We start from the raw sequence: 23,399 nt of genomic DNA, 5'->3' as shown, positions 1-23,399 counted from the left end.
CTGCCCTGCTCGGGGTAGCTAGCCGCCCGCCAGGCGCCTTTTCCCTTCAAAGCCTTCCTCCCATGAAAAATAATTTTCTCCTAAAGCCGCTGGCCATCACCGCCGTGGGCCTGCTGCTGCTATCCGCCGCCCAGGCCCAAACTCCCGGCTCGGGCGGCCCCACGCCCCAAACTCCCACTGCGGTGCCCATCGATGGGGGTGCCACGCTGCTGCTGGCCAGCGGTGTGGCGCTGGGCCTGAAAAAGCTGCGCGACCGCCGCCGGGCACGCTAGCCCCATTCGTTACACACAGCGCCGGCTCTTCCCGCAGGGGAGGGGCCGGCGTTTGTGGTGTATAAGCGGCCCTGGCTTGCCCAATTGCTGCCTGGCGAGCGGCCTTGCTGCCGCTCGCTGCTAGCTTTGCCCCTAGCCGAAGGCCGGGCGCCGGCTTCCGGCGGCGCGTATCACCCAGCAAATTTTCCAATGCCAGCTTCCGACCCGCAAAAACAGCAGCTTTTTCAAACTATTGCCGAGCGCCTCAGCGCCCAGGGCTTTCGCGTAGACCGCCACGACCCGAGCCGGCCCTGGGGCGGCTTTTTTGTCATTGACGAAAGCCAGGCACAGCAGTTTGCCGACGCGTATTTCAACGGCCTCGACGTGGCCAGGCTGCGCATCGCGGGCCAGCTCAGCCCCAAGATTTTGCTCGTGGCGCCGCACCAGCGCCTGAGTTGGCAGTACCACTACCGCCGCGCCGAAATCTGGCAGGTGGTGGAAGGCCCCGTGGGCGTGGCCATCAGCGACACCGACGAGCAAACCGAAGTGAAATCGTACCAGCCCGGCGAGCGCATCGTGCTGGCCCAGGGCGAGCGCCACCGCCTGGTAGGCCTGGCCGGCTGGGGCGTCATCGCCGAAATCTGGCAGCACACCGACGCCGCCAACCCCTCCGACGAAGACGATATCGTGCGGGTGCAGGACGACTTTGGCCGCTAGCCCCGCCGCGCCGGTCCGGGAGCCCGCCGGTCGCCGCTGGCTGCGCTACGGGCTGGCGCTGCTCTTCGTGAGCGCGGGCCTGCTGCATTTCGTGCGGCCCGAGCCGTTTCTGCGCATCGTGCCGCCGGTGCTGCCCGCGCCCCGGCTGCTGGTGCTGCTGAGCGGCGCGGCCGAGGTAGCCGGCGGGCTGGGCCTGCTGCTGCCCGCCACCCGGCGCCTCGCCGGCTGGGGCCTGCTGGCGCTGCTGGTAGCCGTGTTTCCGGCCAATGTGTACATGGCGGGGCTAGCGGGCCGGCTGGGTATTCCGGCCTGGGTGCTGTGGGCGCGCCTGCCGTTGCAGCCGCTGCTCATGTGGGTGGTGTGGCGGGCGGCCCTGCGGCGGGGCTAGCGGGGCTATCCATTCGCCGCTAGCTTTGTTAGCTAGTGCCGGGGTCAGTTTGCCTTGGCTTTACTGCTTTTTTACATGTCGCAGCCTACTCTGCAACGCCGCCTGGGCCTGGTGCAAGCCACCGCCCTCAACATGATTGACATGGTGGGCATTGGCCCGTTTGTCACGCTGCCGCTCGTGATGGGTTTTATGGGCCCCAACTTCTTGCTGGCCTGGCTGGTGGGGGCGGCGCTGGCCGCCGTCGATGGCCTCATCTGGAGCGAGCTGGGTGCGGCTTACCCCGAGGCGGGCGGCTCGTACCGCTTTCTCAAGCTGGCCTACGGCGAGCAGAAATGGGGGCGCTACATGTCGTTTCTCTACGTGTGGCAAACCCTGATTCAATCGCCACTGGTGCTGGCTTCGGGCGCTATTGGTTTTGCACAGTATTTCAGCTACTTGGTGCCGCTGCCGCAGTGGTGGCAGCCTAAGCTGGTGGCGGGCTCGGTCGTTCTGTTACTGATTGCGTTGCTGTATCGCCGCATCGAGGACATTGGCAAGCTGGGCGTGGCGCTGTGGGTAGGCGTGCTGAGCCTTATGGGCTGGCTGATTTTCGGCGGGCTTACCCACCCCAACCACCCGGTGGCCTGGCTGCCGGCCGGCGGCGTGGGCAAGCTGCCCGCCCTGCTGCTGAGCGTAGCGATGGGCCAGGCGGCCGTCAAAACCATTTATTCTTACCTCGGCTACTACAACGTGTGCCACCTGGGTGCCGAGATTATTAAGCCTGAGCGCGTCATTCCGCGCAGCATTTTTCTGAGTATTCTGGGCATCGCGGCGCTGTACCTATTGCTGAATTGGAGCGTGGGCACCGTCATTCCGTGGCAGGAGGTGCAGAGCTGGCAGGCCGGCGCCGGCGACAAGTCGCAGTTCATTATCAGCGTATTTATGGAGCGGCTCTATGGCCACGGGGCAGCTACCGTGGCCACGGGCATGGTACTGCTGGTGGCGTTCGCGTCGCTCTTCGCGGTGCTGCTCGGCTACTCACGCATCCCCTACGCGGCGGCGGCCGATGGCGAGTTTCTGCCCGTGTTTGGCAAGCTGCACCCCACCAAGCAGTTTCCCTACGTGTCGCTGCTGCTGCTAGGCGGCGTAGGCTTCGTGTTCAGCCTGTTGTTTCGGCTAGGGGAGGTGATTTCGGCCATCCTGGCCATGCGCATCTTGGTGCAGTTTGTGGGGCAGGCCGTGGGACTGGTGCTGCTGCGCCGCCGGCGCGGCACGGCCTCCTTGCCCTTCAAGATGCCGCTCTACCCGCTGCCCGTCATCGTAGCCGTTATCGTGTGGCTAGCCGTGTTTGCGGGCATCGCGCCGGCTGAGGTAAGCTGGGGCGGCCTGCATTTCAAGCTCTATTTTCAATTTGCGGCCCTAGGCATGATGGCGCTCGGCACCCTGGCTTTTCTGCTCTGGAGCCGGCGGCAGGCCAAGTGGCCGTTTGCAGCCCGGCGGGCGGTTTAAATAGGTATTCCGCGCTATGTCCTCCTCCCTCATCGAGTATCTACAGCGTTTTAGCCCCATTCCCGCCGCCGACCGCTCGCTCATTGACGCCGCGTGGACCGTGCGAGCGCTAGCCGAAGGCGAGCCGTTAGTAGTGGCCGGCCAGGTGTGCCGGGAGTTGTTTTTTATTGAAGAGGGTGTAGTACGGATTGTGGTGCCGCAGGCTACTGGTAAGCAGGTGACGCATTTTTTTTTGAAGGAGGGGCAGTTTTGCACCATTTTGGCCAGCTTTACCACGCAGCAGCCGGCCACCGAAGGCATACAGGCAGCTTGTGCCGGGCGGGTGCTGGCCATTAGTCGGGCGCGCCTAGAGGAGCTGTACCAGCAGCTGCCGTATCTGCAAGGGCTGCTGATGCAGCTTATTCAGCAGGGCCTACTCGATAAAATCGCGATGCGCCGGGCGTACCTCGGGCAGAATTCGACCACGCGCTACCAGCAGTTTCTGTTGCGGCAGCCCGAAGTGGCCCGGCGCGTGTCTTTGACCGATGTGGCTTCTTACCTGGGTATCACCTTGCAATCGCTCAGCCGCCTGCGCAAAAACCTGCGCTAGCCGGCTTTTTACCATTTGGTAAATGCGGCTTCAACTGGCTGCCAGACCTTTGTAACAACCACTAACCAAAGTCATGACCGCACAAGCTCTCACCGGATTTCTAACCAATAAGCGCGTAGTAGTACTGGGCGGCAGCGCTGGCATTGGGCTGGCTACTGCCCAGGCTGCCGCTGCTGAAGGCGCTGAGGTACTCCTTGTTTCGAGCAACCAAGCCCGTATCGACACCGCGCTGCAGACGCTGCCCGCCAGCGCCCAAGGCCACGCCCTCGACCTTACCGATGAGGCGCAGCTGCAAGGCTTTTTCGCGCAGTGCGGCGATTTTGACCACCTTATATTTACGGCCGGTGACGCCCTGCTCCTAGCCGAGCTAGCCACTACTGAGCTGGCTGCCGTACGGCGGGCATTTGAGCTGCGCTATTTCGGCGCGCTCGCCGCCGTGAAATACGCGCAGCCCCTGCTGCGGCCGGGGGGCTCGGTTGTGCTCACCACCGGCATCGCCAGTCGGCGCCCTAGCAAGGGCTGGGCCGTCGGGGCTAGTATTTGCGGGGCAATGGATGCGCTCACGCGCGCGTTGGCTGTTGAGCTAGCTCCTATTCGGGTTAATGCCGTGTCGCCGGGTATCGTCAAAACGGACCTTTGGGCCTCCCTACCTGAAAGCGAGCGCGCCGCCATGTACACCCATTTTGCTCAGCAGCTGCCGGTTGGTCGCGTAGGCGAGGCCACCGACATTGCACAAACCTACCTCTACCTGCTGCGCCAGCCTTTCGGCACGGGCCAAATCATTGTGGTCGATGGCGGCGGCGTGCTAGTGTAGCGGGCGCCCTAGCGCAACCAGTGCGCTAGGGCGCCCGCTACACTAGCACCCGTGAGTGTGTTAAGAAAATTGACCGCATTGTTGCCTAAGTAGCCGCGCCGTTCCAGCGTGGCCCCCAGCACCGAATCGGCCAGGTTGCCGGCCGTGCCGGCCATCAGCAGCCACCCAAACGCCGGTCCCCAGCCCGCGCCCAGGCAGTAGCCGGCCGCCAGCACGGCGGTGCCGGCTAGCCCCAGGGCGGTGCCTTCCAGGCTCACCACGCCGTTGAGGCCGCGCGTATCGGGCCGCAGCGTGAGGACGTTGTAGTAGCGGCGGCCGTACACGTTGCCCAACTCCGAGGCCAGCGTGTCGGCAGTGGCGGCGGCAAAGCTGCCGGCCAGCATCAGGCGAGCTAGCGGGGCGTGGAGTGGCCATTGCCAGGCCCACAGGCCCAGTGCGCCCGCCACACCAGCATTGGCTACCACCTGGCCGGCCGTGCGGCGGCCCCGGTTTTCTTCGGCTAGCCCCAAGCGGCGCTTATCGGCCACGCGCCAGCCGGAGGCCGCAGTACCTAGGCCAAAAAAGAGAGCTAGCAGCGCCAGGCCAGTAAAGCCGCTGCCCAAATAAATAAGGACCCCCAGCCCACCGCCCGTCCACACGGCGGCTGTGGTTAGCTTGCCCGCCCGCACGCTATAGGCCATACCCAGGCCGAGCAGCGCCACTACCAGACCGAGGCGAAGCAAGTCAGTCATGGCACTACCCTAGCCGTTTCTCGTAGCAAAAGAACCGCAGTCCCGGTCGAAACGCCAGCTTTATCTCACCCGCAAAGCGGTAGCCTAGCTTCGGAAACAGCCGCTGCGTGGCCACATTCTCCGAATTGGTATCGATGCGCAGCGTGCGCAGGCCGAGCTGGCTAGCCTCGTGCTCGGCCTGGCGCAGCAGGGCGGCGGCCACGCCCCGGCCCTGGGCAGCGGGCGCCACCGCCAGCCGATGCGTCACGAGGGCCGGCTCGGTGGCGTCCCAGTCGGCATCGGCGTATTCGGGGTCCTGGTCCTGGGTGAGGGCGGCCACGCCTTCTATTTCGCCTAGGCGCTCGGCCACCCACAAGTGCCGGCGCTCAATGTCCTGCCGAAAAACAACTTCGTTAGGGTAGTCGCTGGTCCACTGCAGGTTGCCGCTGGCATTCATCAGGGGCACCACGGCGCGCACCAGCGCCACAATGGCCGGCAGGTCGGCCGCCGTGGCGCGGCGAATAGTCAGGTCGTGCGTCATAATCGGGGGCTAGCCGCGCCGCAGCAAGGCGGCCGCGTCCTTGGCGAAGTACGTGAGGATGGCGTCGGCGCCGGCGCGCTTGATGCTCATCAGCACCTCCATCATGGTTTTTTCGCCATCGACCCAGCCGTTCTGGGCGGCCGCTTTGATGAGGGCGTACTCGCCGCTCACGTTGTAGGCCGTCACGGGTAGGTTGGTGCTGTTTTTTACTTCCCGAATAATGTCGAGGTAGCTCAGGGCGGGCTTAATCATCACCATGTCAGCGCCTTCGGCTTCGTCGAGGGCTAGCTCGCGCAGGGCTTCGAGGCGGTTGGCGGGGTTCATCTGGTAGCTTTTTTTATCGCCTTTTTTGGGCGCCGAGTCGAGCGCGTCGCGGAACGGCCCGTAGAAGGCCGACGCGTACTTGGCAGTGTAGCTCATGATGCTGACGTGCGAAAACGCGTTGCGGTCGAGCACGTCCCGAATCCAGGCCACGCGGCCGTCCATCATGTCGCTGGGCCCGATGATATCGGCGCCGGCGCGGGCCTGGGCCAGGGCCATCTGGCCCAGCACTTCAAGCGAGGCATCATTTAGGATTTCGCCCGTTTCCTGGTTCACTACGCCGTCGTGGCCGTCGCTGGAGTAGGGGTCCATTGCCACGTCGGTCATAATTACCACGTCCGGAAACTGGCGCTTGATGTCGGCCACCGTCTTGAGGTACAGACCGTCCATGTTGGTCGATTCGCGGGCCAGCGGGTCTTTCACCGCGTCGGAAAGGCCCGGAAATGGCGCAAATGAGTGAATACCCAACTCCACGGCGGCCCCGATTTCGTCGATAATACGGTCGGCCGAGTAGCGGTATACGCCGGGCATCGACTTCACTTCGAGGCGCTGGTTCTGGCCTTCGACTACAAAAACCGGGTAAATAAAATCGTGGGCGGTGAGGCGTGTTTCCTGCACCATGTCGCGGATTACCTGCGACTTACGATTTCGGCGGGGGCGGTGAGTTGGAATCATAGCAAAGAGAACAAGCGACCGGGGCTTTTGTGTGCCCGGCCCGGTGCAAAAGTACCCTAGGCCTTTTTCTTCTTGCCGCCACTCACCAGCGAATACAGCAGAAACAGCACCACCAGCGCGCCCACTGCTAGCCCCAGTCCGCCCCAGAAACTCACGCCCGGAATAAGGGCAAACAGTGCCGCCAGGCCCGCCAAAATAGCTAGTACCACGCCAATGACGAATAAGCCAATATTACCCAGCCCGCTTTCGGCGGCGCCCTCGGTAGTGTGCCGCCGGCTTGGGTGGCGGGGCTGCGGCGGCTCGGCGAGGGTAGGGGCCACGACCTGAGCGAGCGTGGCCGGCGGCAGGGCTTTGAGGGCTGCCACCAAGTGGCGCGGGCGCAAGCGCCGGGCCGGCTTAGCAGGGCTAGCGGCTACCACTGGCGAAATGCTGGCCTCGGCCAGCGGCTTAGCTAGCGGCGCATTGGGGGCCGGCGGCGCGGCCACCGCCACCGCCGTAGACGGCGCGGGCTGAAACTGAAACGCCACCTGCTGACTGTGGCAGCCCGCCAGCAGCAGAGCCGGCACCAGTACTAAGGGTTTTCTCATAAGGCCTTATACTCAAAAAGCCCGGATAACGTCGGCAATAAGGGCGCAGGCCTCGCGCAATTCGGCTTCGGTAATGACCAGCGGCGGCGCAAAGCGGATAATATCGCCGTGCGTGGGCTTGGCCAATACCCCGCGCTCCATCAGGCTCACGCACACGTCCCAGGCCGTGCGGCCGTCTGCGCTCGGGTTGATAACCACGGCGTTGAGCAGGCCCCGGCCGCGCACCAGGTCTACCGTGTCGGGGCATTCGCGCTGCACCTGGCGCATCTCTTCGCGGAAAATCTCGCCCAGCCGGAAGGCATTGTCGGCCAGTTTTTCGTCGAGCAGCACATCGAGCGCGGCCTGCAGCACGGCGCAGGCCAGCGGGTTGCCGCCGAAGGTAGAGCCGTGCTGCCCCGGCTGAATGGTGAGCATAATCTCATCGTTGGCCAGCACCGCCGACACCGGCAGCACGCCGCCGCTCAGGGCCTTGCCCAGGATGAGGATGTCGCCGCGCACACCTTCGTAGTCGGTGGCCAGCAGCTTGCCGGTGCGGCCCAGCCCGGTCTGTATTTCATCGGTGAGCAACAGCACCTTATGCTGGCGGCACAGCGACGCCGCGCCGGCCAGGTAGCCCTCGCTCGGCACCACCACGCCGGCCTCGCCCTGAATAGGCTCAACCAGATAGCCGCACACGTGCGGGTCGGCCAGGGCCTCGGCCAGGGCCGCCAGGTCGTCGTAGGGTACTACCTGGTAGCCCGGCACGAAGGGCCCGAAGCCGCCCGTGCTGTCGCCATCGGTGCTGAAGGAAATAATGCCCGTGGTGCGCCCGTGGAAGTTGTGCTCGGCCACCACGATGCGCGCCTGGTTGGGCGCAATGCCTTTCTCTTGGTAGCCCCACTTGCGGGCCAGCTTGAGGGCGGTTTCGACCGCCTCGGCGCCCGAGTTCATTAACAAGGCCTTATCGTAGCCGAACAGCTCGCAGAGCTGCTGCTCGGCCGCCCCTAGCCGGTCGTTGAAAAAAGCCCGCGAGGTGAGCGTGAGCTTCTGCGCCTGCTCGGTGAGCGCGCCAATAATGCGCGGGTGGCAATGACCTTGGTTAACAGCCGAATAAGCCGAGAGGAAGTCAAAATACTGCCGGCCAGCCACATCCCACAGGTGCACGCCCCGGCCCCGGCTCAGCACCACGGGCAGCGGGTGATAGTTGTGGGCACCGTACTGGTCTTCGAGCTGCATTAGCTCTTCGGCGCGCGAAGTGGCGGGGCATGGGTAGGCATGGGCGTAGTGATAGAAAGGGTGGGAGCGAGCGGCTAGCCAACGGCTAAGGTACACCTCCTTAACTGCTACCGGCGGCCGGTGGTTGCCGCCCGCCCGGCCCTGGCCCGCGTATTTTTGCTCGCACAATGCCCGCTCCCCAGCCCCAGCCGCTTCAGCCCGGCGACTTCTACTACACGCCCGAGGGCTACCTCGTCTTCACCGAGCAGTACCACCGGCGCCGGGGCACTTGCTGCGGCAGCGGCTGCCGCCATTGCCCCTGGAAGAAACCAAAGTCAGTCTAGCTAGCAACCAGTACCGGCTATTTCAAATTCCTGCGGGCTCATTCTCAGTCAATTTGGTAATTGACTGAATTTTGCCGATATTTGCGGCCCGTTTCGGAATAGCATCATCTAACCCTTCGATATCATGGCCCGAGTTTGTGATTTGACCGGCAAGCGTACCCGCGTAGGCAACAACGTATCGCACGCCAACAACAAAACCAAGCGTAAGTTCTACCCTAACCTGCAGAAAAAGCGCTTCTACATCCCCGAGCAAGACGCCTGGGTAACGCTGCGCGTAGCCGCTTCGACCATCCGCACCATCAACAAGAATGGCATTATGGCCACCTTGAAGAAGTCCAAGGAGCAAGGCTTTATCGTTTATTAAGGCTGATAAGGAAAAAACTTTCGGGCCTGCCACAGCGCCGAAATCTGGTTTGCCACGTGGCTAGCCCGGTTCCGGCGCTCCTGCTGCTAGGGTGCTTGCCAGGTTGGCCAGCCTCAGCCGCAGGTGGCAGACCAACAAGGTTTTGCGGTTTACTAAAAAAACCGTACCTTTGCAGTCCTAAAATTAAAAATTAACCCCCCTCCCGTCGCGATGGCCAAGAAAGGAAACCGGGTGCAGGTTATCATGGAGTGCACCGAGCATAAAAACTCGGGTATGCCGGGCACCTCGCGCTACATCACCACCAAGAACCGTAAGAACACCCCCGAGCGTATCGAGCTGAAGAAATTCAACCCGATTCTGCGTAAAATGACTGTTCACAAGGAAATTAAATAACCTGCGTCATGGCTAAGAAAGTAGTAGCAACGCTGAAAACCGCCACCGGCAAAGACTGGGCGAAAGTTATTCGCGCCGTAAAATCAGAGAAAACCGGCGCCTATACCTTTAAGGAGGAAATGGTGCCCGTAGATAAGGTCCAAGACGTGCTGGCTGGCAAGTAAGCCGCCTGGCCGCTGATGAAGCAAAAAAGTCCCACCTTCGTGGGACTTTTTTCGTGTTTGGGTAAATCCAAAACGTCATGCGGAGCGCAGCGAAGCATCGCGCGTGTATCACTAACCTTTAGCCGTTAGAAATTACTGCTGCACGCGAGATGCTTCGCTGCGCTCTGCATGACGTTCTTATAGTAATAGCATATGGGCCTCTTCGACTTTTTTAAGAAAGACAAGGAAAACAAGGAGCAGCAACAGGCCCTCGACGAAGGCCTGCAGAAGACGAAAACCAATTTCTTCGACCAGCTCAGCAAGGCCGTGGTGGGAAAAAGCACCGTGGACGAGGCCGTGCTCGACGACCTCGAAACACTGCTCGTGCACGCCGACGTGGGCATCGACACTACGGTAAAAGTCATCGACCGCATCGAGAAGCGCGTGGCCCGCGACAAGTACGTGAGTACCAATGAGCTCGACCGTATCCTGCGCGAAGAGATTGCGGGCCTGCTCGATGGCAATGCCGGCGCCACCGGCTCGCGCGCTATCCTCGACCGGCCCGACAGCCCCGGCCATCCGTTCGTGATTATGGTAGTGGGCGTGAATGGTGTGGGCAAAACCACGACTATCGGTAAGCTAGCCCACCGCTTTCACAGCGCGGGCAAGAAGGTGGTGCTCGGTGCGGCCGATACCTTCCGGGCCGCCGCCGTGGACCAGCTTATTGTGTGGGGCCAGCGGGTGGGCGTGCCCGTCATCTCGCACGGTATGAACACCGACCCCGCCGCCGTGGCCTACGACGCTGTGCTGAAGGGCGTGGAGATGGGCGCCGACGTGGTGATTATCGACACCGCCGGCCGCCTGCACAATAAGGTGAACCTGATGAACGAGCTCAGCAAAATTAAGCGCGTGATGCAGAAAGTTATTCCCGAGGCGCCGCACGAGGTGCTTCTGGTGCTCGATGGCAGCACCGGCCAGAATGCCTTTTTGCAGGCCAAGGAATTTACCCGCGCTACTGAGGTATCGGCCCTGGCCATCACCAAGCTCGACGGCACAGCCAAGGGCGGCGTGGTTATCGGCATCTCTGACCAGTTTAGCATTCCGGTGCGCTACATCGGAGTGGGCGAGAAAATGACGGATTTGCAGCTTTTCGACCGGCATACGTTTGTGAACTCGTTGTTCAGAAAGTAATCTTTTTCAAAAAAGTGACCTAGCAAGAGCGCCCGGTAAACTACCGGGCGCTCTCGTTCGTTGGCAGGATTCTTACTTATCCCAAGTGATGCGCATCTTATACCTAGGGCTGCTGGCCAGCGGGCTGCTAGCTGCCTGCAACTCCACTACTAGCACCACTACGACCATCCCCAACGTGCCGGTAAACGTGCAGCTTGACCTGCTCGACCAGCAAAATAAAGCCCTGCGCTTCGACAACGGCGTGGTGGCCATCCCGCCGGGCAGCGCCAACGGCCAGGGTGGCGTGAAGGGCATCTACGTGGTGCGCCAGAATGCGACCACGTACAGCGCCTTCGAGCGCAACTGTCCCTATCAGCCGCTCAATAGCTGCGCCACCATCAGCCTCGACCGTAGCTCGCACCTGTTTTTTAAGGACAGCTGCTGCGGCTCACAGTTTGGCCTTCAAGGGCAGGTAACGGGCGGCCCGGCTCCGCGCTCGCTGCGCCAGTACAGCACCAGTCTCAGCGGTAGTTTACTGACAATCACGAATTAATAGATTTTTTTGCAAAAAAACCGGCAATTATTGACTAGGGCTTGTTTTTTCAAAAACACCTTTCCTATCTTTGCAGCCCGAAAGCGCCGGTTTCGGGTACGATTAGCTTCCTTAGCTCAGCCGGTTAGAGCATCTGACTGTTAATCAGAGGGTCCCTGGTTCGAGCCCAGGAGGGGGCGCTACTTCTGAAAAAAGCCCTGTAAGCACTTAGCTTACAGGGCTTTTTTGTTAATGTACTCTCTGATTCAGTTCGGCCTGATAAGTTAGGCTAGCTTTAGTCCTCCCTGTAGAAATTGCCACCGTAATTGCGCATATGGTCGCGCCAGATGCTGTGGTAGTGAATCTGACCATGATAAATAATGGCGGGCTGGTACACAAACTCACTCCAAACGCCAGGGTCATCGATGCGCACGTAGTCGCCCTGCGTAGTGAAGTTGCCGGTGCCCGCGTAGGCGACGTAGGTATCCGCCAGTTGGCCCCTGTGAGCGGCCAGTAGGCTAGCGTCAGTTGCATCATCCGAGTCGTTGACCCAAGGGGAAATTGTGGCTAGCGCGAGCGCCTGCTGGTCCGGCCGCCGCCCCGTATTGGCCTGCCTATGCCCACCGCAGCCCATCGGCACCGCGCTAAATGCAAAGGGCCCCTAGCGCAGCTAGGGGCCCTTTAAACAAGATACAGGAGCTAACGGCCTACCAAAACACCGAGTACAGGGCCACGATGATGCCAACAATCAGCACCGCGCCACCCACGAAGGTGGCGTGCGGCTTGAACATCGACGAGTCGATTTCGAGGCCGTTAGTTTTCACGCCGCGGGCGTTTTCGATGAGGCTGATGAGCACCATGCCGATGATGCAGAACACGAATACGAAGCCCATGCGGTCGAGGAACGGAATCTCATACACGCTAGCCCCGGCAGGCTTCACGGCAAAGCCGAAGGGTGCCAGGAAGGAGAGGTCCAGGCGGGTGGGTAAAAACTTGAGCACTACCGACAGCAGGAAGCCACCGATAGTAGCAAATAAGGCGGCGCTCGACGTGGCTTTTTTCCAGAAGAAACCCAGGATGAACATGGCAAAAATACCCGGCGACACGAAGCCCGTGTATTCCTGAATGTACTGAAAACCACCCTTTTTGTCGATGCCCAGGTGCGGGGCGATGAGTACGCCCAGAATCATGGCCACGACCACGGCAATTTTGCCGGTGGCTACCAGGGTCTTCTCCGAAGCAGTAGGGTTGATGACCTTCTTATAAACGTCGAGCGTGAAGATGGTGGCAATCGAGTTGGCCTTGCCGGCCAGCGAGGCCACCACGGCCGCCGTGAGGGCGGCAAACGACAAACCCTTGAGGCCCACCGGCAGGATGTTGAGCAGCACCGGGTAAGCACGGTCGGGGTTGAGGTCGGCCCCCGAGCCGAACTCGCCCGCGCCAAACACATTCTGCTTGTAAAGCACGTAGGCCGCGATGCCCGGAATAACCACGATAACCGGCATCAGCAGCTTCAGGAACGCCGCGAACAGCAGGCCGCCGCGGGCGGTGGGCAGGTCGGCACCGAGGGCGCGCTGCGTGATGTACTGGTTGCAGCCCCAGTAGTTGAGGTTCACAATCCACATACCCCCTAGCAGCACCGTGAGGCCCGGCAGGTCGAGGTAGTTAGGGTTATCGCGCTTGAAAATCATGTGGAAGTGGTCGTTGGCCGCCGTCTTCATAATGCTGAAGCCATTGAGAATGCCGGTGGTACCGTTGTGCTCGGCCACCAGCGTGAGCGCCAGGTAGGTAGTGGCCAAGCCCCCAGAATGAGGAAGAACACCTGGATAACGTCCGTAAAACCAATTACTTTCATGCCGCCCAGCGTGATAATCACGGCGAAGATGGCCAGCGCGTACATGCAGAAGTTCAGGTTCAGGCCCGCGATGCTGCTCACGGCGATGGCGCCGAGGTAGAGAATCGACGTCAAATTCACCACCACGTAGAGCAGCAACCAGAAAATGGCCATAATCATGGCCACCGTGCCGTTGTAGCGCTGGTGCAGAAACTGCGGCATGGTGAAAATCCGGTTTTTGAGGTACACCGGAATGAAGAACACCGCCACGATGATGAGCGTGATGGAAGCCATCCACTCGTAGGTGGCGATGGCTAGCCCCATCTTGAAGCCCGAGCCCGACATACCCACAAACTGCTCGGCCGAGATGTTGGAGGCAATCAGCGAGGAGCCGATGGCCCACCACGTGAGCGAGCCTTCGGCCAGGAAGTAGTCTTTCGAATCGCCCTCAATGGTGCCGTCGTGGCCCGTCTTGCGGTTATAAATCCAGATGCCGTAGCCGGCGACTATCAGAAAGTAAACAAAAAAGACTATGTAGTCTAGCGTAGCCAGCTGGTGCATAGGGCGGGAAAAAACGAATGGAAAACGAAAGTAGGGCAAATATCCGCTAGCCGGGCTATGCAAACGATTGCGCAACCGAAAATCGCGGCTACGGCGTCACGTGCCACCAGTCGATAGCCACGGTGCCCGGCGGCGCGTTGGTGCTGGCACTCAGGCAAAACAGCCCCAGCTTGGCCCCAACCCACTTGCCCTCGCGCGCCGTAAACTCGGGGCCGAGCGGCCGAAACTGCTGCCCATCGGCGCTGTAGCTAAACTGGCAGTGCGCCCCGGCCCGCACCGCCACGCGCAGGTAGAGGGGCTGGCCGGCGGCCAGCGGCGGCGCGATGGCGACGGTAGTTTCGGCGGTGCCCTTATCGGCCTGGAGGCACACGGTCTGGCCGAGGGCTAGCCGGCCGTCGGCTTGGCGGGTGAGGGTAAGCGTGGCGTAGTCCAAGCCCAGCACCACGAGGCCAGCGCGGTCGCCGGGAGGTAGGTTTTGCAAACTGAGCTTGGTAGTGGCCGTGAACTGCTCGGCGGGTAGCTTTTGCAGCAGCAGGTTGGGCACGAGGTAGAGGTTCCGGGCCTCGGCCGGGGCGGGCCCGGCGGCCAGGGCTAGCTGGCCGGGCCCGGCCGCCGGGCCGCTGGCTAGCCACTGCGGCTGCGGGTTAGCCTGCCACTGCCATTGCAAGCCGGGCCGGCCGCTGGCAAACTCGTCGGAGGTGGCGGGCACGACCACCGACCCCTTGCCCGTCACGGCCGGCTTGCGGTGGCTGAGCACGGGCTCGCCGGTGCCATCGCCATCAGCGTCGAGGCCCATTACGGGCCAGTCGTTTTGCCAGGTCATGGGCTGGAGGTGCACCACCCGGCCGTAGGCGCCCTGGTCCTGGAAATGCAGAAACCAGTCTTGCTGGCCATCGGGCGTATCGACCCAGGCGCCCTGGTGCGGGCCGTTGATGGGGCTTTTACCTTGAGCTAGTACGATTTTGTCTTCGTAGGGCCCGAATACATTTTTGCTGCGCAACGCCACCTGCCAGCCCTGCGGCACGCCGCCGCCCGGTGCAAAAATGTAGTAGTAGCCGTGGCGCTTGTACAGCTTGGGCCCCTCAATAGTGGGGTGGTGGGCGTGGCCATCAAACACCAGCTTGTCCTCCCCTAGCAAACTCAGGCCATCGGGCGCCATTTCGCTCACGTGAATGACGCTCTTGAGGCCGGCTCGGCTGCCCGCGAAGGCGTGCACGAGGTAGGCGCGGCCGTCCTCATCCCAGAAAGGGCAGGGGTCAATCCAGCCCTTGGCGGCCTTTACGCACACCGGCGCGCTCCAGGGGCCGGCCGGATTCCGGGCCGTGGTCACGAAAATGCCCAGGTCGGGGTCGGGGTAGTAGAGGAAAAACTTTTTGTCATGAAACCGCAGGGCGGGCGCCCACACTCCGTTGCCGGGCTGCACGTGGTCGTAGCGGCTGGCGGGCGGCTGCGTGGGCAGCGCGTGGCCGATTATCGTCCAGTTCACCAGGTCTTCGGAGTGCAGAATGGGCAGGCCCGGCACGGCATTAAAGCTGGAAGAAGTGAGGTAGTAGTCGGTGCCCACGCGCACCACGTCGGGGTCGGAGTAGTCGGCGTAGAGAACCGGATTTTTGTAGCTGCCGTTGCCCAGGTCGGGCACCCAGGGGGCCAGCGTTTGGGCCGGCGCTATCAGGGCCAGGCCGGCCGTGGCTAGGGCAAAAAACAGGGCAAACAGGCGCATAGCGGGCGGGCAAAGACAGCAGTCAAAACCTGAAAGTAGAAAAAGCCAGGCAGTAGCTGCACGAATCGAAGATTAATTTGGGGCGGGCGAGTAAGCTGCCGTTGTATTTTTGTAGGCATACCTACTTTGTTGCTTGTGAAAAAAGCGCTGTACCTCATCGGCTCGCCCAACCAAACTACCCAGATGCACCGCGTGGCGCAGCTCCTGGAAGATGAGTACGAGCCCTATTTCAGCCAGCTTTACTACGATGGCTGGATGCGCGGCTTCTACGAGTGGCTGCTGCGCAATCATATCCTCGACAAGACCATTGTGCAGGGCCTGGTGAAGGAAAAAGCCGACCGCTACGTGGCCCAGCACCAGCTGCGCCGCGACTTCGAAAACCGCGAGCTAGGGCTGGAGTATGACCTCGTGGTATGCTGCTCCGATATTGTGGTGCCCTGGCCGCTGCTGGCCAAAACCAAGTCGATATTCGTGCAGGAGGGCATGACCGACCCCATGCACCTGTGGGCGCGGCTCGTCAAGCGCTTCACCCGCTTTCCCATCCTGGCCATCGGCACCTCGCTCAATGGCATGAATAATTGCTGCGACATCTACTGCGTGGCCTCGGAGGGCTACGCCGAGCATTTCAAAATGATTGGCGTGGACCCCGGTAAGCTGGTGGTGACGGGCATTCCCAACTTCGACGACGTGGAGAGGCTGCGGAACAATAATTTTCCGCACCGCGGCTACGTGCTGGTGGCCACCACCGACATGCGCGAAACCTTCCGGCCCGACAACCGCAAGAAATTCATCCGCCACGCCACGCGCATTGCGGCTGGCCGGCCCATGATTTTCAAGTTTCACCCCAACGAGGACATGGCCCGCGCCACCGCCGAGGTCAAAAAATACGCCCCGCCCGGCACGCGCATCTATACCGAAGGCAATACCGAAGAGATGATTGCTAACGCAGTAGAGTTGATAACCCAATACAGCACCGTAGCTTACGTGGGGCTGGCGCTGGGTATTCCGGTGCATTCCTACTTCGACGTGGCCGACCTCAAGCGCAAGCTGCCCATTCAGAACGGTGGCACCAGTGCCCAGCGCATTGCCGACATTTGCCGGCAGTTTGGGCGCTTCACTGGGACCGGGCCGCAGTTTTTGCGGCAGTACCGGCCAGTGGCCGGCCCGCTCGCAGCGGCGCCGGTGGTGGCAGCCAGCGCGCGCTAGCTGGCCAGCAGGAACTCTTGGGCTATTTATGATACACTTTGTGCCGACGGCGTTACGTTTTATACCCTAGCCAATGCTTACCCTCATCCAGGCCCGGCGCGGCTCCTCGCGCCTCCCCGACAAAGTCAGCCTCGACCTCGTGGGCCGGCCGCTGCTGGTGCGGCAGGTCGAGCGGGTGCAGCAGGCGGGCCGGGCGGGCCGCGTGGCCGTTATTACCACCACCGACCCTAGCGACGACCCGCTGGCCGAACTGTGCCAAAGCGCTGGTATCGACGTGTTTCGGGGCAATGCCCTCGACCTGCTCGACCGCCACTACCAGGCGGCGCGGCACTTTGGTGAAACCGAGGCCGTAGTAAAAATCCCGAGCGACTGCCCGCTTATCGACCCCGCTATTATCGACAAGGTGCTCGGGATGTATGCGGCCACCAAGGGCCAGTATGACTTCGTGAGCAACCTGCACCCCGCCACCTACCCCGATGGCAACGACGTGGAGGTAATGACCCTGGCCGCCCTCGAAACGGCCTGGCGCGAGGCTAGCCGGCCGCTGGAGCGCGAGCACACCACGCCCTTCTTCTGGGAAAATCCGGAGCGCTTCCGGCTAGCCAACGTGACCTGGGAAACGGGGCTCGACTACTCGATGTCGCACCGCTTCACCATCGACTACCCGGCCGACTACGATTTTATAAAAGCCGTGTACGAAGCGCTTTACCCCACCAACCCCAGCTTCGGGCTGGAGGATATTCTGACTTTATTAAAACAAAGGCCAGACATTTACGCCTTGAATGCCGACCTGGCCGGCGTAAACTGGTACCGCAACCACCTGGATGAACTAAAAACCGTGGACGCGGGCAATACGAAGCAATTGTAATTCAGTAAATACCGTCAGGCTGAGCTTGCCGAAGCATCTCATTCGCGGTCATTAGGTTAGTAACCCTAGCGGCCCGGTAGAAATGCTTCGGCAGCCTCAGCCTGACAATGATTTTGATTTGACGTTTCTGTTTCTATGACTTCCGAAAAAAAACAAGCGCTTTCTGAGCTCGCCCTGCGCGTGCGCGAGCACATTGTGCGCCTCAGCACCGATGGTGGCTGCTTCACCGGGGCCTCGCTGAGCTGCGCCGACCTGCTGGTATATCTCTACGCCGACTTCCTGAACGTGCATCCGGGTAACCTTACGGACCCCGAGCGCGACTACCTCTTTCTGAGCAAAGGCCACGATGTGCCGGCCCTCTACGGCACGTTTGCCGAGCTGGGTTTTATGCCCAAGGAGCGGCTAGCCAACCACTTGAAGTCGAACGATAGCATCTACTGGCACCCCAATCGGAGCGTGCCGGGCGTCGAGTTTCACTCGGGCTCGCTGGGCCACCTGCCGAGCGTGGCGCTGGGCGTAGCCATGGATGCCAAGCTGCGCGGCCAGCAGCAGCACGTTATCGTCATCACCGGCGACGGCGAGCTGAATGAGGGCACCTGCTGGGAAGCCCTGCTGGTAGCCAGCGCCAAGAAAATGAACAACCTGACGCTGGTGGTGGACCGCAACCACTTCCAGGCCAATATCGCCACCGAGGAGCTCATTCCGTTGGAACCGCTAGCCCCCAAATTCGAGGCCTTCGGCGCCATAGTGAAGCGCATCGACGGCCACGACTTTGCGGCGCTGGAAGAGGCGTTCACCGCCCTGCCCTTCAGCGAGGATAAGCCGTCGGTTATCATCTGCGACACGGTGCGCGGCCGGGGCCTGCCCAGCATCGAGCGCCGCGCCGACCGCTGGTTCTGCAACTTCAGCAGCGAGGAAATCACCTCGCTCCTCAAAGAGCTGCACAGCCAGGAAGCCACCAAGCTTACCAGCGAAACGCTAACCGTTAGATAATTACTGCAATGAATTACGAACAGCTTATCCACGAAACGGCCCTGGCCGACGAGCGCCTGCTGGTAATGACGGCCGAAAACCGCGCCCTTATCCGCAACCTGCCCGGCCCGCTGGGCGCCCGCTTCATCGACACCGGCATCACGGAGCAAACCATGATTGGCGCCGCCGCCGGGCTAGCCCTGCGCGGCCGCGTGCCGGTGGTGCACGCACTAGCTACCTTCCTCACGCTACGGGCCTTTGAGTTTATTCGCACCGACGTGGGCATTCCGCACTTGCCAGTGAAAATCAGTGCCTTCGTACCCGGCTTTTTGTCGGATGGCAACGGCCCGACCCACCAAGCTATCGAAGACGTGAGCCTGATGCGCGGCATTCCCGGCATGACGGTTTTCGCCCCCGCCGATGAGCAGGATATGCTGGCCATGCTGCCCGCTATCTGGGCCTCGCCCGACCCCGCCTACCTGCGCGTGACCACCCGGCCGGCTACCTATCAGCACGAGCCGTTTGTGCTGGGCAAGGCCGAAATTGTGAGTGAAGGCAAGGACATCACCATCCTCACCTACGGCATGCTCTTCGAGCAAGCGCTCATTGCCAAGGATTTGCTGACCGAAGCCGGCTACTCGGTGGGCCTCGTGAACCTGCGCAGCCTCAAGCCCCTCGACACTGAAGCCGTGCTGAACGTGGTGCGCGGCGGCTCGCTCGTGGTGACGCTGGAGGACCACTTCCAGACCGGCGGTCTCTACTCCATCCTGGCCGAGCTATTGCTGGAGCACGAGCTCACCGCCAAGGTGCTGCCGCTAGCCCTCAAGGAGCGCTGGTACAAGCCCGGCCTGCTGAGCGAAGTGCTTGAATACGAAGGCTTTACCGGCCAGCACATTGCCCGCCGCATCGGCGAGCGCCTCGGCGATGGGGAGCACTCGTTCGGCGCCAAAACCAAGGTAGTCGAAAACGAATTTGCTGAGTAGATTTTCCTGGCGTTTATCAACTTTTGCCATTTATAGCCTGCTAATCTCATCTTATGAAATTCCCCAAATCCGACGACCTCTACGCCCGGGCGCAGAAAATCATGACCCCGGTTACCCAAACCCTCGCCAAGGGGCCAGGCCAGTACACTAAGGGGGCTAGCCCGAAGTACGTGAAGCGCGGCAAGGGCTCGCACGTGTGGGATGTCGATGGTAACGAGTACATTGATTATCAGATGGGTATCGGCCCGCTGAGCCTGGGCTACGCTTACCCGCGCGTCGATGAAGCCATCAAGGCGCAGCTAGAGGATGGCATCACGTTCTCGATGATGCACGAGCTGGAAGTGGAGGTGGCGGAGCTGATTCACGAGATTATTCCGAATGCCGAGAGCATCCGCATCTCCAAAACCGGGGCCGACGTGTGCTCGGCGGCGGTGCGCGTATCGCGCGCCTTCACCGGTCGCAAGGACGTGCTATGCTGCGGCTACCACGGCTGGCACGACTGGTACATCGGTACCACGAGCCGCGACAAGGGTATTCCGCAGGAAAGCAAGGACTTGGTAGCCGCGTTCGAGTACAATAACCTCGACTCGTTCAAGGAATTGCTGACGCCCGACGTGGCCTGCGTTATCCTGGAACCGTTCATTTTCGACGCGCCCAAGGACAACTTCCTGCACGAAGTGGCCCGCCTCTGCAAGGAGAACGGTACGCTGCTGATTTTTGACGAGATGTGGACCGGCTTCCGCATCGCCATCGGCGGTGCGCAGGAATATTTCGGTATCACGCCCGACCTGGCAGTGTACTCCAAGGCCTGCGCCAACGGCATGCCCATCGCGCTGCTCACCGGCCGCAAGGACGTGCTGCAACTGTTTGAACAGGACGTATTTTTCTTCACCACCTTCGGCGGTGAGGCGCTGAGCCTGGCGGCGACCATCGCCACCATCAGCGAGATGCGCGAGAAAAACGTGCCCGCCTTCCTGGCTAGCCAGGGCAACAAGCTGAAGGAAGGCTACAACCAGCTTGCCGCCGAACTCGGCCTGAGCAGCTACACCAAGTGCTATGGCTACGACTGCCGCAGCATCGTGACCTTCGATGCCAGCGCCGGCAACCCCTTGGAAGTAAAGGCTTTCGTGCAGCAGGAGCTGTTCAAGCAGGGCATTCTGTGGGGCGGCTTCCACAACATGAGCTTCTCGCACACCGATGAGGACGTGGCCAAAACCCTGGCTGCCTACCGCGCCGTGCTGCCCATGCTGAAAGACGCTATCGACAAAGGCGACGTGGCCAGCCGCCTCGAAGGCGAGCCGGTAGAAGCCGTGTTCCGCAAGGTGACCAATGCCGCGCCGGTGAAGAAATAGGTTTTTTAGGTCCTATTCGCACACCTCACCCCCTAGCCCCCTCTCCAAAAAAGAGGGGCAACTAGTTTCTAGTCATAGCGCCCGCAGTTTTTATATAGCCTTAATAATTCGCTTGCTCAGTCAGTTTCTAGAAACTAAAACTAGAAGCTAGTTCCCCTCTTTTTTGGAGAGGCGGCTAGGGGTGAGGTGGATAGGTGAACGATAACCCAATGAATTTCTTCGACTTAACTAATAAAACGGCCATCGTCACGGGTGCGTGCGGCCTCATCGGCCAGAAGCATTGCGAGGCCCTGGCCCTGGCCGGCGCCAACGTGGTCGTGGCCGACCTTCACCTCGACAAGGCCCGTGAGGTGGCCGCTAGCCTGCCCGGCGGCATCCACCTGCCCTTAGCCGTCGATGTTACCTCGCCCGAGTCGCTGGCCGCCGCCCGCGATACCATCATTGAGCGCTTCGGCCACATCGACGTGCTGGTGAACAATGCGGCCATCAACGACATGTTTGAGAACCCGGCGCTGGCCGCCGACCTCAGCAAATTTGAGAATTTCCCGCTCGCCACCTTCCGGCAGGTGCTGGAGGTGAACGTAACCGGCATCTTCCTGGCGGCGCAGGTTTTTGGCACGCCGATGGCCGCGCAGGGCCACGGCTCCATCATCAACGTGGCCAGCACCTATGGCATTGTGGGGCCGGACCAGAGTATTTACCGCAACGAGGCCGGTGAGCAAACATTTTATAAGTCACCCTCTTACCCCATGACCAAAGGCGCAGTGGTAAACTTCACTCGCTACCTGGCCGCCTACTGGGGCGCCAAGGGCGTGCGTGTGAACACCCTCTCGCCGGGCGGCGTGGAGAACAGCCAAGATGCCTTCTTCGTGAAGCAGTACAGCGCCAAAACGCCCTTGGGCCGCATGGCTGCGCCCACCGACTACCAGGGCGCGGTCGTGTTTCTGGCTTCTGATGCCTCGGCCTATATGACGGGCGCCAACCTCGTGGTGGACGGCGGCTGGACGGCCATATAGCCCCGTGGCGCGGATTCATAGAATCCGCGGTACTGGCCGCCGTGTATTAATTTCGGATAGAATTTCACCAAACCCTTACATGAAGCACGCCGACCTTACTGCCAAAGCTAGCCGTATCAAGCTCGTCCTCACCGACTGTGATGGCGTGCTCACCGACGGTGGCGTGTATTATGGCGAGAGCGGCGAGGTGCTCAAGCGCTTCAATATCCGCGATGGTATGGGAGTGGAGCGCCTGCGCGCCGTGGGCGTCGAAACGGGCATCGTGACCGGCGAGCGCTCGCCCTCCGTACTGAAGCGCGCCGAGAAGCTCAAAATCACTGAGTTGCACCTGGGTATTAAAGACAAGGCGCCGCTGCTGGGCGAGATACTGGCCCGCACCGGGCTAGCGGCCGAGCAGGTAGCCTTCATCGGCGACGATACCAACGACGTGGCCATTCTGGGCTTGGTAGGGCTGGCGGCCTGCCCCGGCGATGCCACCGTTTTTGCCCGCAACGCGGCCGACTACCGCTGCCGGGCGCGCGGCGGCCACGGTGCCTTCCGCGAGTTGGCCGAGTTGATTATCAGCTGCCAGGGTGGGGCACCGCTGCCCGACCACGGCTCGGAATAAGGGCCGCTATAAAATAAAATTGAGTTGAGTGCGTCAGTTGGCGGCGAGGTAGCCCAAACTACTTGCCAACTGCGCGGTTAGGTTGCTTTTCGTTCTTTTCTTGGCTTTTATTTTTTCGCCCACCATTTTAGTATGTCTGTAGTTCAGATTAAGAAGAACCGCGCCATTGGCCCCGGCCAGCCGTGCTACATCATTGCCGAAATCGGCATCAACCACAACGGCTCGCTCGACCTGGCCAAGCAGCTCATCGACGCGGCCGTAACGGCCGGCGCCGACGCCGTGAAATTTCAGAAGCGTACCCCCGAGCTGTGCGTGCCCAAAGACCAGTGGGAGAAGATGCGCGATACCCCCTGGGGCCGCATGAGCTACATCGACTACAAGCGTAAAACCGAGTTTGGCCAGCAGGAATACACGGCCATCGACGACTACTGCAAAGCCAAGGGCATTGATTGGTTTGCCTCGTGCTGGGATGAGCTTTCGGTCGATTTTATGGAGCAGTTTCAGCCCGTGCTCTACAAAATGGCCAGCGCCTCGCTCACCGATAAGCCGCTGCTCGACCGCGTGCGCGCCACCGGCCGCCCCCTCATGCTAAGCACCGGTATGAGCACCCAGCAGGAAATTACCGATGCCGTAGCCTACGTAGGGCTTGACAACCTGATGATTGCGCACAGCACCTCGGCTTATCCCTGCCCGCCACAGGAGCTAAACCTGCGCATGATTCAAACGCTGCAAGCGCAGTTTCCGGGCACGCCCATCGGCTACTCGGGCCACGAAACCGGCCTGAGCACCACCGTAACGGCCGTAGCCCTGGGCGCCACGTTCGTCGAGCGGCACTTCACCCTCGACCGCGCCATGTGGGGTAGCGACCATGCCGCCAGCGTCGAGCCCGGCGGGCTAGCCAAGCTGGTGCGCGACATCCGCGACACCGAGGCCGGCCTTGGCGACGGCGTGAAAGTGGTGTACGAGAGCGAGAAGGAACCCCTGCGCCGCCTGCGCCGCGAGGTAACGGCCGCGTAAGTTTTTATAGTAAATGAACGTCATGCTGAGCTTGTCGAAGCA

27 protein-coding genes, 1 tRNA gene and 1 pseudogene are annotated in these 23,399 nt (G+C 61.4%); 21 read left to right on the top strand and 8 right to left on the bottom strand.

Annotation, left to right across the window (positions count from 1 at the left end; all coding sequences use genetic code 11):
* Nucleotides 1-62: 62 nt before the first annotated feature.
* The 6 genes from GKZ68_RS16100 to GKZ68_RS16075 all read left to right on the top strand — a co-directional run bounded on the left by GKZ68_RS16100 (nt 63) and on the right by GKZ68_RS16075 (nt 4,247).
* Complete coding sequence (locus GKZ68_RS16100) at nt 63-272, top strand: PID-CTERM protein-sorting domain-containing protein (protein ID WP_173116549.1); 210 nt, start codon at nt 63-65, stop codon at nt 270-272.
* A 189-nt stretch (nt 273-461) separates the two neighbouring features.
* The gene (locus GKZ68_RS16095) at nt 462-968 is read left to right on the top strand and encodes a phosphoheptose isomerase (protein ID WP_173116547.1); all 507 of its coding nucleotides are present in this window, start codon (nt 462-464) and stop codon (nt 966-968) included.
* Complete coding sequence (locus GKZ68_RS16090; RefSeq protein WP_254244039.1) at nt 958-1,356, top strand: DoxX family membrane protein; 399 nt, start codon at nt 958-960, stop codon at nt 1,354-1,356. The genes GKZ68_RS16095 and GKZ68_RS16090 overlap by 11 nt, the downstream gene beginning before the upstream one ends.
* Before the next feature lie 75 nt (nt 1,357-1,431).
* The gene (locus GKZ68_RS16085; RefSeq protein ID WP_173116545.1) at nt 1,432-2,844 is read left to right on the top strand and encodes an APC family permease; all 1,413 of its coding nucleotides are present in this window, start codon (nt 1,432-1,434) and stop codon (nt 2,842-2,844) included.
* Between the two features lie 16 nt (nt 2,845-2,860).
* Entirely contained in the window at nt 2,861-3,433 is a 573-nt protein-coding gene (locus GKZ68_RS16080) for a Crp/Fnr family transcriptional regulator (RefSeq protein ID WP_173116543.1), read from the top strand.
* A gap of 73 nt (nt 3,434-3,506) precedes the next feature.
* Nucleotides 3,507-4,247, top strand: coding sequence for an SDR family oxidoreductase (locus tag GKZ68_RS16075; RefSeq protein ID WP_173116541.1), 741 nt, complete (start codon nt 3,507-3,509; stop codon nt 4,245-4,247).
* Between the two features lie 8 nt (nt 4,248-4,255).
* Here GKZ68_RS16075 and GKZ68_RS16070 read toward each other — a convergent pair whose 3' ends face one another.
* Genes GKZ68_RS16070 through rocD form a run of 5 tightly spaced genes read right to left on the bottom strand, consistent with a single transcriptional unit; the run spans nt 4,256 to nt 8,296 of the window.
* On the bottom strand, nt 4,256-4,978 hold the full coding sequence (locus GKZ68_RS16070) for a DUF92 domain-containing protein (RefSeq protein WP_173116539.1): 723 nt from the start codon (nt 4,976-4,978) through the stop codon (nt 4,256-4,258).
* Nucleotides 4,979-4,982: 4 nt separating this feature from the next.
* Nucleotides 4,983-5,498: a GNAT family N-acetyltransferase gene (locus GKZ68_RS16065; RefSeq protein ID WP_254244038.1), complete on the bottom strand. Its 516-nt coding sequence runs from the start codon at nt 5,496-5,498 to the stop codon at nt 4,983-4,985.
* Between the two features lie 9 nt (nt 5,499-5,507).
* Nucleotides 5,508-6,494, bottom strand: coding sequence for a porphobilinogen synthase (gene hemB / locus GKZ68_RS16060; protein ID WP_173116537.1), 987 nt, complete (start codon nt 6,492-6,494; stop codon nt 5,508-5,510).
* 56 nt (nt 6,495-6,550) lie between these two features.
* Nucleotides 6,551-7,081: a hypothetical protein gene (locus GKZ68_RS16055; RefSeq protein WP_173116535.1), complete on the bottom strand. Its 531-nt coding sequence runs from the start codon at nt 7,079-7,081 to the stop codon at nt 6,551-6,553.
* A 12-nt stretch (nt 7,082-7,093) separates the two neighbouring features.
* Nucleotides 7,094-8,296 carry an ornithine--oxo-acid transaminase gene (rocD, locus tag GKZ68_RS16050; protein ID WP_173118492.1) on the bottom strand — a complete coding sequence of 401 codons (1,203 nt, stop codon included), beginning with the start codon at nt 8,294-8,296 and terminating at the stop codon, nt 7,094-7,096.
* Between the two features lie 167 nt (nt 8,297-8,463).
* Here rocD and GKZ68_RS16045 point away from each other — a divergent pair, with 167 nt between their 5' ends.
* From GKZ68_RS16045 to GKZ68_RS16015, 7 genes are all read left to right on the top strand, one after another.
* Nucleotides 8,464-8,619 carry a DUF5522 domain-containing protein gene (locus GKZ68_RS16045; RefSeq protein WP_173116533.1) on the top strand — a complete coding sequence of 52 codons (156 nt, stop codon included), beginning with the start codon at nt 8,464-8,466 and terminating at the stop codon, nt 8,617-8,619.
* A gap of 124 nt (nt 8,620-8,743) precedes the next feature.
* On the top strand, nt 8,744-8,983 hold the full coding sequence (gene rpmB, locus GKZ68_RS16040) for a 50S ribosomal protein L28 (protein WP_173116531.1): 240 nt from the start codon (nt 8,744-8,746) through the stop codon (nt 8,981-8,983).
* 210 nt (nt 8,984-9,193) lie between these two features.
* Entirely contained in the window at nt 9,194-9,376 is a 183-nt protein-coding gene (gene rpmG, locus GKZ68_RS16035; protein WP_133659579.1) for a 50S ribosomal protein L33, read from the top strand.
* Between the two features lie 8 nt (nt 9,377-9,384).
* The gene (locus GKZ68_RS16030) at nt 9,385-9,540 is read left to right on the top strand and encodes a DUF4295 domain-containing protein (RefSeq protein ID WP_173116529.1); all 156 of its coding nucleotides are present in this window, start codon (nt 9,385-9,387) and stop codon (nt 9,538-9,540) included.
* A 192-nt stretch (nt 9,541-9,732) separates the two neighbouring features.
* Nucleotides 9,733-10,710 (top strand): signal recognition particle-docking protein FtsY, encoded by a 978-nt coding sequence (gene ftsY, locus GKZ68_RS16025; protein WP_173116527.1) that lies wholly within the window; start codon nt 9,733-9,735, stop codon nt 10,708-10,710.
* Between the two features lie 88 nt (nt 10,711-10,798).
* A complete protein-coding gene (locus GKZ68_RS16020) occupies nt 10,799-11,242 on the top strand; it encodes a hypothetical protein (protein WP_173116524.1) in 444 nt (147 codons plus the stop codon).
* A 105-nt stretch (nt 11,243-11,347) separates the two neighbouring features.
* Nucleotides 11,348-11,421: transfer RNA gene (locus tag GKZ68_RS16015), tRNA-Asn, on the top strand.
* A 95-nt stretch (nt 11,422-11,516) separates the two neighbouring features.
* Here the strand turns inward: GKZ68_RS16015 and GKZ68_RS16010 are convergent.
* From GKZ68_RS16010 to GKZ68_RS16000, 3 genes and pseudogenes are all read right to left on the bottom strand, one after another.
* A complete protein-coding gene (locus tag GKZ68_RS16010) occupies nt 11,517-11,855 on the bottom strand; it encodes a DUF3500 domain-containing protein (RefSeq protein ID WP_173116522.1) in 339 nt (112 codons plus the stop codon).
* A 73-nt stretch (nt 11,856-11,928) separates the two neighbouring features.
* Nucleotides 11,929-13,616, bottom strand: a pseudogene (locus GKZ68_RS16005) (sodium/solute symporter).
* 88 nt (nt 13,617-13,704) lie between these two features.
* Complete coding sequence (locus GKZ68_RS16000; RefSeq protein ID WP_173116520.1) at nt 13,705-15,336, bottom strand: glycoside hydrolase 43 family protein; 1,632 nt, start codon at nt 15,334-15,336, stop codon at nt 13,705-13,707.
* Nucleotides 15,337-15,471: 135 nt separating this feature from the next.
* Between GKZ68_RS16000 and GKZ68_RS15995 the strand changes: the two genes are divergently transcribed.
* The 8 genes from GKZ68_RS15995 (at nt 15,472) to GKZ68_RS15960 (ending at nt 23,357) form a co-directional block, all read left to right on the top strand.
* Nucleotides 15,472-16,542, top strand: a complete 1,071-nt coding sequence (locus GKZ68_RS15995) for a hypothetical protein (protein WP_254244037.1) — start codon at nt 15,472-15,474, stop codon at nt 16,540-16,542.
* 73 nt (nt 16,543-16,615) lie between these two features.
* Complete coding sequence (locus GKZ68_RS15990) at nt 16,616-17,410, top strand: NTP transferase domain-containing protein (RefSeq protein ID WP_173116518.1); 795 nt, start codon at nt 16,616-16,618, stop codon at nt 17,408-17,410.
* Between the two features lie 135 nt (nt 17,411-17,545).
* Nucleotides 17,546-18,403, top strand: a complete 858-nt coding sequence (locus GKZ68_RS15985) for a transketolase (protein WP_173116516.1) — start codon at nt 17,546-17,548, stop codon at nt 18,401-18,403.
* Nucleotides 18,404-18,411: 8 nt separating this feature from the next.
* Nucleotides 18,412-19,365, top strand: coding sequence for a transketolase family protein (locus GKZ68_RS15980; protein ID WP_173116514.1), 954 nt, complete (start codon nt 18,412-18,414; stop codon nt 19,363-19,365).
* Between the two features lie 53 nt (nt 19,366-19,418).
* Entirely contained in the window at nt 19,419-20,717 is a 1,299-nt protein-coding gene (locus GKZ68_RS15975; RefSeq protein ID WP_173116512.1) for an aminotransferase class III-fold pyridoxal phosphate-dependent enzyme, read from the top strand.
* Between the two features lie 209 nt (nt 20,718-20,926).
* The gene (locus GKZ68_RS15970; protein WP_173116510.1) at nt 20,927-21,733 is read left to right on the top strand and encodes an SDR family oxidoreductase; all 807 of its coding nucleotides are present in this window, start codon (nt 20,927-20,929) and stop codon (nt 21,731-21,733) included.
* Between the two features lie 79 nt (nt 21,734-21,812).
* Nucleotides 21,813-22,340 (top strand): HAD family hydrolase, encoded by a 528-nt coding sequence (locus tag GKZ68_RS15965; protein ID WP_173116508.1) that lies wholly within the window; start codon nt 21,813-21,815, stop codon nt 22,338-22,340.
* Between the two features lie 132 nt (nt 22,341-22,472).
* Nucleotides 22,473-23,357 (top strand): N-acetylneuraminate synthase family protein, encoded by an 885-nt coding sequence (locus GKZ68_RS15960; protein WP_173116506.1) that lies wholly within the window; start codon nt 22,473-22,475, stop codon nt 23,355-23,357.
* Nucleotides 23,358-23,399 lie beyond the last annotated feature (42 nt).

This window comes from Hymenobacter sp. BRD128 (genome assembly GCF_013256625.1).
Lineage (GTDB): Bacteria > Bacteroidota > Bacteroidia > Cytophagales > Hymenobacteraceae > Hymenobacter.
This window is presented reverse-complemented; position numbering and strand designations above follow the sequence as displayed.

Bases quoted from the DNA above. Each gene is read 5' to 3' on its own strand.
- GKZ68_RS15990 (WP_173116518.1), top strand. From the start codon at position 16,616: ATGCTTACCCTCATCCAGGCCCGGCGCGGCTCCTCGCGCCTCCCCGAC.
- GKZ68_RS16030 (WP_173116529.1), top strand. From the start codon at position 9,385: ATGGCTAAGAAAGTAGTAGCAACGCTGAAAACCGCCACCGGCAAAGAC.
- GKZ68_RS16020 (WP_173116524.1), top strand. From the start codon at position 10,799: ATGCGCATCTTATACCTAGGGCTGCTGGCCAGCGGGCTGCTAGCTGCC.
- GKZ68_RS16085 (WP_173116545.1), top strand. From the start codon at position 1,432: ATGTCGCAGCCTACTCTGCAACGCCGCCTGGGCCTGGTGCAAGCCACC.
- GKZ68_RS15980 (WP_173116514.1), top strand. From the start codon at position 18,412: ATGAATTACGAACAGCTTATCCACGAAACGGCCCTGGCCGACGAGCGC.
- rocD (WP_173118492.1), bottom strand. From the start codon at position 8,296: ATGCAGCTCGAAGACCAGTACGGTGCCCACAACTATCACCCGCTGCCC.
- rpmG (WP_133659579.1), top strand. From the start codon at position 9,194: ATGGCCAAGAAAGGAAACCGGGTGCAGGTTATCATGGAGTGCACCGAG.
- ftsY (WP_173116527.1), top strand. From the start codon at position 9,733: ATGGGCCTCTTCGACTTTTTTAAGAAAGACAAGGAAAACAAGGAGCAG.
- GKZ68_RS16065 (WP_254244038.1), bottom strand. From the start codon at position 5,498: ATGACGCACGACCTGACTATTCGCCGCGCCACGGCGGCCGACCTGCCG.
- GKZ68_RS15985 (WP_173116516.1), top strand. From the start codon at position 17,546: ATGACTTCCGAAAAAAAACAAGCGCTTTCTGAGCTCGCCCTGCGCGTG.
- GKZ68_RS15975 (WP_173116512.1), top strand. From the start codon at position 19,419: ATGAAATTCCCCAAATCCGACGACCTCTACGCCCGGGCGCAGAAAATC.
- GKZ68_RS15960 (WP_173116506.1), top strand. From the start codon at position 22,473: ATGTCTGTAGTTCAGATTAAGAAGAACCGCGCCATTGGCCCCGGCCAG.
- hemB (WP_173116537.1), bottom strand. From the start codon at position 6,494: ATGATTCCAACTCACCGCCCCCGCCGAAATCGTAAGTCGCAGGTAATC.
- rpmB (WP_173116531.1), top strand. From the start codon at position 8,744: ATGGCCCGAGTTTGTGATTTGACCGGCAAGCGTACCCGCGTAGGCAAC.
- GKZ68_RS16075 (WP_173116541.1), top strand. From the start codon at position 3,507: ATGACCGCACAAGCTCTCACCGGATTTCTAACCAATAAGCGCGTAGTA.
- GKZ68_RS16100 (WP_173116549.1), top strand. From the start codon at position 63: ATGAAAAATAATTTTCTCCTAAAGCCGCTGGCCATCACCGCCGTGGGC.
- GKZ68_RS15970 (WP_173116510.1), top strand. From the start codon at position 20,927: ATGAATTTCTTCGACTTAACTAATAAAACGGCCATCGTCACGGGTGCG.
- GKZ68_RS16070 (WP_173116539.1), bottom strand. From the start codon at position 4,978: ATGACTGACTTGCTTCGCCTCGGTCTGGTAGTGGCGCTGCTCGGCCTG.
- GKZ68_RS15965 (WP_173116508.1), top strand. From the start codon at position 21,813: ATGAAGCACGCCGACCTTACTGCCAAAGCTAGCCGTATCAAGCTCGTC.
- GKZ68_RS16010 (WP_173116522.1), bottom strand. From the start codon at position 11,855: ATGGGCTGCGGTGGGCATAGGCAGGCCAATACGGGGCGGCGGCCGGAC.
- GKZ68_RS16055 (WP_173116535.1), bottom strand. From the start codon at position 7,081: ATGAGAAAACCCTTAGTACTGGTGCCGGCTCTGCTGCTGGCGGGCTGC.
- GKZ68_RS16000 (WP_173116520.1), bottom strand. From the start codon at position 15,336: ATGCGCCTGTTTGCCCTGTTTTTTGCCCTAGCCACGGCCGGCCTGGCC.
- GKZ68_RS16045 (WP_173116533.1), top strand. From the start codon at position 8,464: ATGCCCGCTCCCCAGCCCCAGCCGCTTCAGCCCGGCGACTTCTACTAC.
- GKZ68_RS16095 (WP_173116547.1), top strand. From the start codon at position 462: ATGCCAGCTTCCGACCCGCAAAAACAGCAGCTTTTTCAAACTATTGCC.
- GKZ68_RS16080 (WP_173116543.1), top strand. From the start codon at position 2,861: ATGTCCTCCTCCCTCATCGAGTATCTACAGCGTTTTAGCCCCATTCCC.